Origin of the sequence: Agreia sp. Leaf210, assembly GCF_001421485.1 — a bacterium.
GTDB lineage: Bacteria > Actinomycetota > Actinomycetes > Actinomycetales > Microbacteriaceae > Agreia.
The window spans coordinates 1003425-1014697 of sequence record NZ_LMKK01000001.1; the positions used below are offsets into that span (position 1 = coordinate 1003425).

Genomic DNA, 11273 nt, shown 5'->3' on the forward strand with positions numbered 1-11273 from the left:
TGCTCGGCTACGAGGCGATGACGACGCGGCGCCCGTCGGGGAACACCGCGACCTTCTGCCAGGTCGAGCCGTTCTTCTCCCAGCCCTCGTTGACCTGGTCGGCCGCGGGGGTCGGAATGGAATCCGCGAAGCGGTTCTGAGTGGTGTAACCCTGAGGGGTCATCGACGTGTATCCGGGCAGATCGAACGATGTGCGATATCCGCCGTCGGAGATGAGGGATTCCTCGGTTCGAGCAGCCTCCCCGCCGCCGAGTTCGATGGTCGGGTTGACGAACCGGGTGTTCCGTGAATTGGGGCCCAGCACCATGGCCTTCTGGTCGCCGAACTTGCTGATGACTCCGAAGTACCCGCCGACCACGGTGAGGTTGCGCACGTAGTTGTCCGAATTCTCGTCTCCGAGACCGACCCCCAGGCAGTGCGCGCCCGAGGTCGGAAAGAAGTTGGGGTTCACGATCATGTGGCTGATACCGGCCTCGACCAGAATCTCGTAGCCCTCGCGCGATCCCTCGGAGCGGAAGTTCAGGAGGGTGAGCCCCGAGTTGACCGAACGCAGGGTCTGGTTGCGAACCGATCGGAGGCCCACTGTGCCGCCGATCGCCTGGCAGTCGAGCAGCGTCATGTTCGTGGGTGCGAGCAAGAAGCCGCCCAGTCCAGGGCTGATCGCCTCGACGTTCGTCATGGAGCCCCCGATCGAGGCGATGCCGGAGTCCTGCACGCCCCATCCGCCGGGAGACACGATCTTGATCTTGTTGAACGAGTTCGCGTAGGAGTACTCGTCGTTCACCCCACCCACGAAGGTCGCACGTTCTCTGAAGATGCCCGACTTGCCCGTCTTCTGCATCCAGATGTTGCGGAACTCGCAGTTCACGAGCGAGCGCAGGTAGAGGCCGTTTCCGCCTCCCGGTGTTCCTGTCAGTTCCAAGTCGGCGATCGTCACGCCGGTGGCCTTGTTGTTGTTGGCGGGCCCCGCATTCGAGTCGACTTGCCCGCAGACCGTGAAGATGTCGGCTGTCGAGCCTGCGATCTGAATGATCTTGGTCTGCCGCATGCCTGCTCCCGTGATCTTGGGCCCCGCATAGCCGTAGGGCAGTCCGTTCACCGGTTGGGTCGGCGAATTGCGGTAGTCGACCGCGAGTGCCGTGACATAGATCTCGCCGGCCGGCAGAGAGACTTCGCCACCGGGGGCGGTCATCGCCTTCGAGATGGCCGCCTGAACGGCGGCGGTGTTGTCGGCGCCCGGCGTGCGGTCGTAGTGGAACTCGGGGTCGAGCGGCGAGATGGGCTTCTCGTTCACGGTCAGTTGCTTCGGCGGCTTCGGGCCCGGCGGCGCAGCGACAACACCGGATGCGGCGCCGCTCGCCGACGACGCCGTCATTCCCGCCGCTGCGGCGATCCGCGCCGGGCCGACCGCCGTGACGACTCCCGCCGCAGCTATTGCAGCGCCGGTGAGGAACAGGCGTCGCCCCGTGCCCTTCTCGTCGGACCGGTTCTCCGAGCTGATCGGCTCGTCGTTCTGACTCTCTGTCTTCTTTGACATGGTGGAATCCTTACAGTGCGGCTTCTATGGCGGGGGTATCTATACGGAGCATGCGCCACCCGACTACGATCGTCAAGAAGTAATACCTATTAGCACTGGAATCCGATAGGGATCCCAACGGTTCACGGAAGAGCCCGCAATGAATCCACGCATCACTCAGAAGGACATCGCCAAGCTCGCCGGGGTGAGCCAGACGGTCGTCTCCTTCGTTTTGAACGAACGCGACGAGAATCTGACGCGCGTCCCCGAGGCCACCAGAGCCAGAGTGCTGCGCATCATCCAAGAGACGGGCTACGTCGCCGACCCGATCGCGCGACGGCTCAAGCAGATGGGCAATCGCATGATCGGCGTCTACACCTACGAGGCGTTGTTCCCCCACGATCGCGAGGACTTCTTCTACCCGTTCCTCGCCGGAATCGAAGAGGAGGCGCAGCGCCTCGACCACGATCTGCTGCTGCTCACCAGCGGGCGCGCCGCCGGGCGCAACCTCGGCCTGAGCGCGGGGGCGACGAGGCTACGGCTCGCCGACTGCTGCATCCTGCTCGGCCAGCACATGCCTCCCGAAGAGCTGCGCTTCCTGTCTGGCAGCGGCTTTCCCTTCGTATCGATCGGTCGTCGCGATGACGCGGGCGGGCCGATCCCCTACGTCGCGGCCAACTACGAGCAGGCGGTCGGAGCGTTGGTCGAGCAGGCCCGGTCGCTCGGCCACCGACGTTTCTTCTATCTGGGCTACGGGGCCGGTGTCGAGTCGTACGTCGACCGCGCGAAGGGGTTCGACGCGAAGGCGGGGCCCGACGGCACCCATCTCGCTCCGACAGGCGAGCCCGAGGAGTGGCTCAGCGCCATCCGCGCGTCGGGATCGACAGTGGTGTTCGTCGAGCAGCACGAGCAGGTTCAGCAGCTGGTCGCCGCTCTCGCCCGGCAGGGCCTGTCTGTGCCGTCTGCCTTCTCGCTCGTGACACTGTCGGGCTCCCCCGACTCACCCGAGGAATACGCCGGCTTCGAATTGCCGAGGCGAGAGATGGGCCGCCTTGCCGTGTCGATGCTGTCGGAACCAGGCCAGCATGGTCACCAGGTGCTGCTCGACTGCCGCATCGAGCCCGGCACGACTCTGGCGCCGCCCGCCTGACGACGTGTCAGAACCGACTGCGGAAGAACGCGGTCAGCGCTGACGAGCAGGCGTCGGCCTCGACGCCGGCCCACACCTCGACGCGGTGATTCAGCCGCACATCGCGCAGAACGTCGTAGACCGACCCGACCGCGCCCGCCTTCTCGTCCCACGCGCCGAACACCACGGTGGGAACGCGAGCGCCGAGGATCGCCCCGGCGCACATGACGCACGGTTCGAGGGTGACGATCAGCGTGCAGCCCTCGAGACGCCAGTCCCCCGTCGCCGCTGCGGCCTCGCGCAGCGCCAGCACCTCGGCGTGGGCGGTGGGGTCGTGAAGCAGTTCGCGCTCGTTACGGCCGCGTCCGATGACCCGGCCCGAGGCATCCAGAACCATGGCCGCCACGGGCACATCGCCCGACGCCTCGGCGAGCCGGGCGTCTGCGAGAAGCTCGCGCATCCGCTCGCCGTAGGCGGCAGGCCATGGATGCGCGGGGTGCGATCGATCGGACATTCCGTCGGTCCCCTTCCGCTCCAGTAGATTGAGCCTATGCGAGTACACGTTGCCGACCACCCGCTCATCACGCACAAGCTCACCGTGCTGCGAGAGAAGTCGACGCCGTCACCGACGTTCCGGGCGCTCACCGAAGAGCTCGTGACTCTGCTCGCCTACGAGGCCACCCGCGAGGTGCGCACCGAGGTCGTCACCATCCAGACGCCGGTCGCCGAGACCCAGGGTCTGGCCATCTCGGAGCCTCGCCCCCTGATCGTTCCCATTCTTCGCGCGGGCCTCGGCATGCTCGAAGGCATGATGAAGCTCGTTCCGAGCGCCGAGGTCGGCTTTCTCGGCATGGTGCGCGACGAAGAGACGTTCGAGCCCACGACCTACGCGGAGCGCCTGCCCGACGACCTCAGCGACCGCCAGTGCTTCGTGCTCGACCCGATGCTCGCCACCGGCGGATCGCTGAGCGCAGCCATCGAGTTCCTCTTCGAGCGCGGAGCCGTCGACGTGACCGCCATCTGCCTGCTCGGGGCACCCGAGGGCGTCGCGGCGCTCGAGAAGGCGGTGGAGGGTCGCGAGGTGCACCTCGTTCTCGGAGCGCTCGACGAGCGACTCAACGAGAAGGGCTACATCGTTCCGGGCCTCGGAGACGCCGGCGACCGCCTCTACGGCCTCGTCTGACCCCTCGCGAGGTCACGATCGACCTCGCGAGCAAGAAATAACTTGACACGCGGAGTCACATTCCGCTTAGCTTTCGTTCATGACTGACAACGCGCTCGCCCTTACCTCCTTTGAGGCACTGGGGACTGCTGGCATGATGATGCCCAGCAGCGCTGTCATGTGTTGCCGAATGTGTGCCTAATCCAGACACTGCGCCTGACAATCAGGTTCGCTCGGTTCTGAGGTCTGCTTCTCTCTTTCGTGAACGAGACCTCCGTTCCCCCCGCCTGGTTCTGACTCTCTAGAACCGTCTGCGGTCTCCGGCCTTTGCGCCGCACCATTCGCACAACCCGCCCTGGGGCATCCGCTTCGTCGCCGAATCCGGCCGGAGCCCTGAGGGCACATCATCGAAGGACTTCTCTCATGTCTCTTGCACACCTCGACACCCGCCCCGCCGCCTCCGTCACCCCGATTACCCGCTCGGAGCAGTTCGCTCCCGAGTCGACGTCGGCTCATCTGCGCGCCGTGCCCACCGGCACCGAGGCTCGCGGCTTCGTGCTCTACGTCGGAATCGACGAAGACAAGGCCGCAGCCGACGGCACCGATCTCTCGGAGATCGTCGCCCAGCTGCGGGCTCTCGCAGCCCAGCTGTCCCCCTCCTCCGAGACCTATGCTGCCGTCGCCCTGGCCCCTCGCGGCGCCGGCGGACGCGACGTCGACGTCGTGCGCCTCGCGCTGCAGGATCCTGCGGCGCTCGCGAAGCACCGCCACACCCCCGAAGACGAAGACCGCGCCCGTGACGGCGTCGTGATCGACCTGTCCCGCAAGCGCGTGCTGCTCGACAACACCGCAGCGAACCTCACGTACAAGGAGTTCGAGCTGCTGCAGTACCTCGTGCTTCGCGAGGGCAAGACCATCGACCGCGCCGAACTGATCGCCTCGCTCTGGTCGGCCGACGACAGCGACATTCCGAACGAGCGCACCATCGACGTGCACGTGCGGCGCCTCCGCGCCAAGCTGGGCGACTACGAAGACATCGTGCGCACGGTCCGCGGCGCGGGCTACCGCTTCGATCGCCACGCCGACGTGTCTGTGCAGCACACGTCGACGCCGTCGCCCGACCTCTTCTAAGCCGCGAGCGCCGTTCTGAAGACCTCCGAATACTCGGCGCTCGACGCCACCGCCCTGCGGGAGCTGCTTGTGACCGGCCAGGTCACCGCCTCCGAGGTCGAGGCCGTCGCCCGAGAGTGCATCGCTGTGGTGGACTCGGAGCTGAACGCCCTCGCCGCGCCCGCGTTCGAGCCGGCTCTGCACGCGGATCCGTCTGCCGCCCTCGCCGGCGTGCCGTTCGCCATCAAGGATTCGGGACCCGTCGCATCCGGCGTGCCGTTCTCGCTCGGCAGCCGCAGCATCACCGCAGCGAGGTCGCCTGTCGACTCGACGATCATGGTCAGGTTCCGAGAGGCGGGTCTGGTGACCCTCGCTCAGACGACTGCACCGGAGTACGGCCTGAGCTTCGCCACGGAGTCGAAGCGCTATGGCGCCACCCGCAATCCGTGGAACCTCGACCGCGGCGTCGGCGGGTCGAGCGGAGGAGCGGCCGCGCTGGTCGCCGCCGGCGCCGTTCCCCTCGCACACGCGAACGACGCGGGCGGCTCCATCAGAATTCCCGCCTCCTCGTGCGGACTGGTGGGGCTGAAACCGAGCCGGGGTCGAACGCCGAGCGGCCCCCTCGTCGGCGAGGCCGGTTTCGGGCTGACCGTCGAGTTCGCCGTCAGCCGCACCGTGCGCGACAGCGCGCTGCTCCTCGACTGCGTGTCGCCCCATGCCCCCGGCGAGAAGTACTCCATGCCGACCCCGCTGTCGCGCTTCGTCGACGCACCGACGACCGACCCGGGACGGCTGCGCATCGGCGTGACGACTGCAACTGCACCCGGCTCCTTCACCGACCCGCAGATCACGCGGGCGACCGTGATGTGCGGAGAGCTGCTCGAGTGGATCGGGCACGAGCTCGACGAGGGCGGCCCCACCCTCGCCACGTCGGACCTGCTCGAGGCGGAGATGCTCGCCGTCTACTCGTCGGGCGCAGCCATCCTGAGCCTGCCGCACCAGCCCGACGAGGCACTGCTCGAGGCCGTGTCTCGTCGGGTTCTCAGAGAGACGGCGTCTGCGGGCGTCGTCGACGTCGAGCGCGCTCTCGCCGCCCAGAACAGGGTCACCCGCGCCGTAGCCGACTTCTTCTCGCACCACGATCTCCTCCTCACCCCGACGATGGCGGTGCTGCCTCTTGCGATCGGCGCGCTCGACTACGACGACCCCGACTGCACGGTGCGCCAGTGGTTGCAGCGGCTGCTCGAGGTCAGCCCGTTCGTGTCTGCGTTCAACATCAGCGGCAACCCGGCCATCAGCATCCCGCTCGCGCAGAGTCGCGAAGGACTTCCCATCGGCGTGCAACTCGTGGCGGCACCCGGTCGCGAAGACCTTCTCCTCGCCGTCGCCGCGCAGCTGGAGCAGGCCGCCCCGTGGTCAGATCGACTGCCGCTGATCTACGCGGACTGAGGCGTCGGCTCTCCTAGCAGGTCGCGCCGCCCGGGACATGCTCTCGCTTTGCGCGGTCACCGCCAGTAGGTTGTGCCCATGGGCGCGGAACTGACGCTAGGCGCAGAAGAAGAGCTTCACCTCATCGATCTCGACTCGTCGCGCCTCTCGGCTTCGGCCCCGCAGCTGTTGACGACGCTGCCGAGCGAGAGCTACGCCGCCGAGCTGCAGCGCACCACCGTGGAGACCAACAGCCGCGTGGTGCGAACGCTGAGCGAACTGCGCGACGAACTCGTGCGGCTGCGCCGCGGCGTGATGGATGTCGCGGGTCCGCTCGGTGTGGGAATCGCTGCGGTCGGTACCGCGCCGCGCTCCGAGATCTCCGACTTCGAACTCACCCCGTCGCAGCGCTTCGGCGCCATGCAGGAGAAGTACCGGCTTCTCGTCGACGAGCAGTTGATCTGCGGCTTCCAGGTGCACGTCGGCGTCTCCGACCGCGACCTCGCCGTGCGACTCGCGCAACGTGTGGCCGAGCACCTTCCCGTACTTCTCGCCCTGTCGGCGAGCTCGCCGTTCTGGAACGGTCACGACACGGGGTACGCGAGCGTCAGGAGCCTGGTCTGGCAACGCTGGCCGAGCGCCGGAGACACGGGCCCGCTCGAGTCGGCGGCCGAATACGATGAACTCATCGCCGAGCTGATCGACACCGGGGTCATCGCCGACAGCGGCATGGCCTACTTCGATGTGCGCCCCTCCGCTCACGTGCCGACGCTCGAACTGCGCGTCTGTGATGCGATCCCCCGGGTCGACGATGCTGTGCTCATCGCGGGCCTGTTCCGGGGCATCGTAAGAGCGGCGGAGATCGATCTCGAGAAGGGTCTCCCCTTCCGCGCCCGCCGCGCCCCCGTGCAGCGAGCCGCCCTCTGGCAGGCATCCCGCACGGGGCTGTCGGCAGAGCTGCTCAGCGCGGGCCCGCGCCCCCAACCGATCCCCGCGGCGGATGCCGTGAGCGAGTTGATCGCCCTGGTGCGCCCGGCCCTCGAGGAGCTGGGAGACTACGACGACGTGCAGACGCTGACGCAGGACACCCTGGCGCGAGGCAATTCATCAGACCGGCAGCGCGCGACATTCGCCCGCACACAAGCGCTCGACGACGTCGTGAGGCTTGTGGTGTCGGAGACCCAATCGATCGGAGCACACCCATGACGACACGACCGCGCCGCGCTATCGGCTTCACCACTGACCTCGTCGCGGGTGCCGTGGCCCATCGCAGCTGGGGCGTCGCGACGCAGACGCCTCCCACCGAGTTCTACCCGCGCTTTGGGCCCCTGCCCGCCGTGGTCGGTGTCGTCGGGCAGCCCGAGACCTGGGACATCGTGGGTTCCACGCGAACACTTCGCCTCTCCGATGACAGCACCGTCATCGAAACGATCACGCACAGCGAGGCGGGGGCGTTCTTCGCCTACGATCTGAGCCAGTTCACCGGCATCCTCGGACGCCTCGTGAGCGGCGGTCGCGCGGAGTGGACGTTCACGCCCGCAGGCTCCGGCGGCTCCGACGCCTCAGGTGGCCCGGGCGGCTCGAGCCCGCGCTCCGAATCGGCGACCACGAACATCCGCTGGCAGTACCGCTTCTTTCCGCTGCCAGGCCGGGCGCCGATCGTTCGCGCCATCGTGGGGCTGTTCTGGGCGCCGTACATGCGCCGGGTGCTCTCGGTGATCGTCGAGGCGATCGAGGCACGCGGAGATCGCCCGCCCCAGTACGACTGAAGACCGAGGAATCAAACCCTCACACATGGGCTCGATGCGGACAGGACCATCACGGGCCCGCCCGCAGACGTTGTGGCAAATTCGTCCAACCGCAGGTAGTAGCCGTCGGCGGATATGACCGCGAGGGCCGATGTCGCATTTGACGAGTCATCCGCTCTGACATTCTTCTGCACAGTCCAGCCACGCCTCTTCTCAAATTCGGCCGCAGCGTCGTCGAGCCATACGGCACGATCGAACTCCGCTCCGACAGAAACGGTTCTGATGCCATCGAACTGAGCCGCGTCGTTACCGCACGCGACGCGCACTCCGTTATCACTTGAAGCGATGATCGCCTCAGACGGCAGCATCTGCTCCATCTCATCCACGAGCGACAACGCTCCCGCCTTCGCCTCGGCGAACGTCAATTCGGTCGGTTGCGCATTGTTCACCACACCACATCCTGTCACTGTCATGGCGACCGCAAGGGTCGCCAGCATCATTCTGATTCCCAACTTCACGATCCAGTTGGCCTCTTGCCTGTGAGCAAGTTGATCAGACCGTTCCTGACTTCCGCACTCGTATCCGACGAGGCGATCAGACTATGGTGATCCACCGATTCCATGACGAGGCTCGGCACAGGGAAGAGGCCGAAGAGTGGGGGTATCGCGTAATCGATACCCGAGTCGAGCACGGAGAAGCCGTTCTCTTCGCTCGGAGTGAGCGGGAAGCCAGCCCTCTCGAAAGTTATCGAGACCGACGGATCGAGAATCGAGCCACCGAAGTCGATATCCGATGGCAGGAGTCCGTTGACTCCTCGAACGGGCAGGATGGCGTCGCCTCCCGACGTGTAGTCGTAGTAGCCGGTGCCCTTGTCTGGTTCCCATCCCCCGGCCATTCCGATGCCCGACAACGACACCACATTCGTGTAGTGCGCACCCGCCGTCTCGCTAGCAGTGAGGATGGCGAGCCCTGCCGAGTGACCGACGGCCGTGTTCGGCATCGATGCGAATCCGGATGCTTCGAGCCCGGATTGGAACTGCGCCTGGGTCGCGCCGAGATCACCGGCGAGCGAGGTGTCCGACGGTGGACGAGCGAGATCCCACTGCGGGTAGGTTCCATCTTTCATGACGAAGGCGACAGTGTCGGGCACGCGTCCAGCCAAGACCTCCGAGAGCCCCTGCACGCCATGGCCGTAGAACGACTCCATCGTGGTGGCCGTTCCCGGTATCCAGGTCAGCTGCTGGGTGGCCGTCTCGGGGTTGCCGATCATCTCGACGATTCGGTCGGCGTCCTTGTCGTAGGTGTAGAGCTGGACATCGCCGTCGACGGCCTCTTGCAGGTACTTGTTCTCGCTCTGCAGCGCCTTCAGCTCGTTGAGCAGGGCCTGGGTGTCGTTGGCCGCCGAGATAGAGCTGAGAGCAATGCTCGACGGGTCGGCCAACTCCCGCTCGATCTCCTTGATGCGGGCATCGTTCGCATCGATCTGGTCACCCGCGATGTTCGCATTCGCATCGACGCGGTCGAGCGCCGGCACTCCATCGAGGCCTCCGACGAGCTCGGGCGCATCCTTGATGAGCCGGGCCTGCTCGGCAGGCGTCAGCGATTCCCACCACGCGTGAGCGGCATCGGGATCCTTGCTGTACTTCTCAGCCAGATCGCGCAACTTGTCGGCTGACATGTCGCTGAGGTCGTCGACCGACTTGCCACCCAGCTCTCCCGAGTGTCCGCCAGCTCTCTCTCCGCCGGATCCGTGCGCACCGCCGGCCCCTCCTCCCGCATCAGAGCTCGTGGCCTGCTGATCGTCGGCGTTCTTCACGAGGATGGCGACGAGACCCTGCAGACTTCCGCTGGCCCGGGTGAGCACCGGCTTATGCTGCGAGTTCCACCGAGACGTGAACTCCGAGCCGTCTGGACCGAGCCATGGCGTGCCGGTCAACGTCGCCGTCAGGCCGATCGCCGTATCGTCGAGCTGGCGGCTGGCGGTGTCGACGAGTTTCGCGAACGCGCGGAGTTCGGCCACATCGGCGCCTACGAATCCGGCCATGAACGACTCCCCCTTTTGCGCGGCGTGCACTGACCACCGGTTCGATCCACAGTAGGGGCACGGGGTCCAGACAGCCATGGGCAGAACTACCCATAGCCCTCACCGACCGAGAGCGCAGCTCCGAAGCCTGCCCGTCACACGTCGAAGACGTGCAGGCCGAGGTCCGCGCTCAGTGCATCGCTGGCGCGGTGGCCCCGCACACTGGTACCGCGCTCATCGAGGGGTGGGCTCACGACCGCTGCTCCGAGAACCCCGGGAACGGAGAGCACGATGGCTCCCGAGACGCTCGACTTGGCGGGCACCCCGACCTCCCGCATCCACCGGCCAGAGCCGTCGTACACGCCACAGGTCGCCATCACGGAGATGACGTCGCGCGCCACGTCGCGCGAGACGACGCGCTCGCCCGAGCGGGGATTCACTCCTCCCGCGGCCAGCGTCGCACCCATCGTGGCCAGCGCCTCCGCGTCGACCAGCACGGCGCACGCACTCGCGTAGACGGCGATGGCGTCATCGGCCTCCACATTGAGGGTGCCTTCGGAGCGCATGAGGTGCGCCAGGGCGTGGTTACGGTCGCCGAGGAGGTGCTCGCTGCGGGCCACGTCGTCATCGATGTCGAGAGTCCGTCCGGCGAACGCCGACAGGCCCGCGATGATTCGAGCGATGCGTCCGTCTACTCCATCGCCCTCGACCAGTGAACTGGTGACGATCGCGCCCGCGTTCACCATCGGATTCGGCGGACGCCCGGTGCCGGTCTCGAGCTTGATCGCATCGAAGGCCTCACCCGTGGGCTCGATCCCGATACGCCCGAGGGCCGCACGGTCGGTGTCGTGCAGAGCGAGCGCGAAGAGAAACGGCTTCACCGCCGACTGGATGCTGAACGGCACGTCGGCATCGACGCTCGCCCTGACCTCGCCGTTTACCGTGACGAGAGCGATGCCGCAGAGGTCGGGATCCGCGTCGGCCAACTGCGGAATGCTGTCGTCTACTTCGCCGGCGGTATCCGGAAGCACTCGTCTGCGGAGTCGGTCGAGGTCGTAAGCGAGGATGTCGGCCGTGGACGTCATGTGCACCAGTCTGGCGGGCGCGCGATGAAAACGCAGACGACTTCGCCCGCGCAGAGCAGTCACCCCCGAACA

Annotated in this window: 11 protein-coding genes; 6 read left to right on the forward strand and 5 right to left on the reverse strand. The window is 66.7% G+C overall.

Going from position 1 to position 11273, the window contains the following annotated elements; genetic code table 11:
* Positions 1-7: 7 nt before the first annotated feature.
* Positions 8-1537, reverse strand: coding sequence for a hypothetical protein (locus tag ASE64_RS04775; RefSeq protein ID WP_055776548.1), 1530 nt, complete (start codon positions 1535-1537; stop codon positions 8-10).
* Between the two features lie 139 nt (positions 1538-1676).
* Between ASE64_RS04775 and ASE64_RS04780 the strand changes: the two genes are divergently transcribed.
* Positions 1677-2666, forward strand: coding sequence for a LacI family DNA-binding transcriptional regulator (locus ASE64_RS04780; RefSeq protein ID WP_055776550.1), 990 nt, complete (start codon positions 1677-1679; stop codon positions 2664-2666).
* Positions 2667-2673: 7 nt separating this feature from the next.
* On the opposite strand, the gene tadA is transcribed toward ASE64_RS04780, so the two are convergent.
* Positions 2674-3105 carry a tRNA adenosine(34) deaminase TadA gene (tadA, locus tag ASE64_RS04785; RefSeq protein WP_082465949.1) on the reverse strand — a complete coding sequence of 144 codons (432 nt, stop codon included), beginning with the start codon at positions 3103-3105 and terminating at the stop codon, positions 2674-2676.
* Between the two features lie 90 nt (positions 3106-3195).
* On the opposite strand from tadA, the gene upp reads away from it, so the two are divergent.
* The 5 genes from upp (at position 3196) to ASE64_RS04810 (ending at position 8114) form a co-directional block, all read left to right on the forward strand.
* Positions 3196-3828 (forward strand): uracil phosphoribosyltransferase, encoded by a 633-nt coding sequence (upp, locus tag ASE64_RS04790; protein ID WP_055776556.1) that lies wholly within the window; start codon positions 3196-3198, stop codon positions 3826-3828.
* A 402-nt stretch (positions 3829-4230) separates the two neighbouring features.
* On the forward strand, positions 4231-4938 hold the full coding sequence (locus ASE64_RS04795) for a winged helix-turn-helix domain-containing protein (RefSeq protein ID WP_055776559.1): 708 nt from the start codon (positions 4231-4233) through the stop codon (positions 4936-4938).
* 69 nt (positions 4939-5007) lie between these two features.
* Positions 5008-6366, forward strand: a complete 1359-nt coding sequence (locus ASE64_RS04800) for an amidase (RefSeq protein ID WP_200920097.1) — start codon at positions 5008-5010, stop codon at positions 6364-6366.
* 78 nt (positions 6367-6444) lie between these two features.
* Positions 6445-7551: a carboxylate-amine ligase gene (locus ASE64_RS04805; protein WP_055776565.1), complete on the forward strand. Its 1107-nt coding sequence runs from the start codon at positions 6445-6447 to the stop codon at positions 7549-7551.
* Positions 7548-8114 (forward strand): SRPBCC family protein, encoded by a 567-nt coding sequence (locus ASE64_RS04810; protein ID WP_055776568.1) that lies wholly within the window; start codon positions 7548-7550, stop codon positions 8112-8114. The genes ASE64_RS04805 and ASE64_RS04810 overlap by 4 nt, the downstream gene beginning before the upstream one ends.
* A gap of 11 nt (positions 8115-8125) precedes the next feature.
* Here ASE64_RS04810 and ASE64_RS04815 read toward each other — a convergent pair whose 3' ends face one another.
* The 3 genes from ASE64_RS04815 to glsA form a co-directional block, all read right to left on the reverse strand.
* A complete protein-coding gene (locus ASE64_RS04815; protein WP_156351643.1) occupies positions 8126-8593 on the reverse strand; it encodes a hypothetical protein in 468 nt (155 codons plus the stop codon).
* A gap of 14 nt (positions 8594-8607) precedes the next feature.
* Positions 8608-10137: a hypothetical protein gene (locus ASE64_RS04820; protein ID WP_156351644.1), complete on the reverse strand. Its 1530-nt coding sequence runs from the start codon at positions 10135-10137 to the stop codon at positions 8608-8610.
* A gap of 134 nt (positions 10138-10271) precedes the next feature.
* Positions 10272-11201, reverse strand: coding sequence for a glutaminase A (glsA, locus tag ASE64_RS04825; RefSeq protein ID WP_055776576.1), 930 nt, complete (start codon positions 11199-11201; stop codon positions 10272-10274).
* Positions 11202-11273 lie beyond the last annotated feature (72 nt).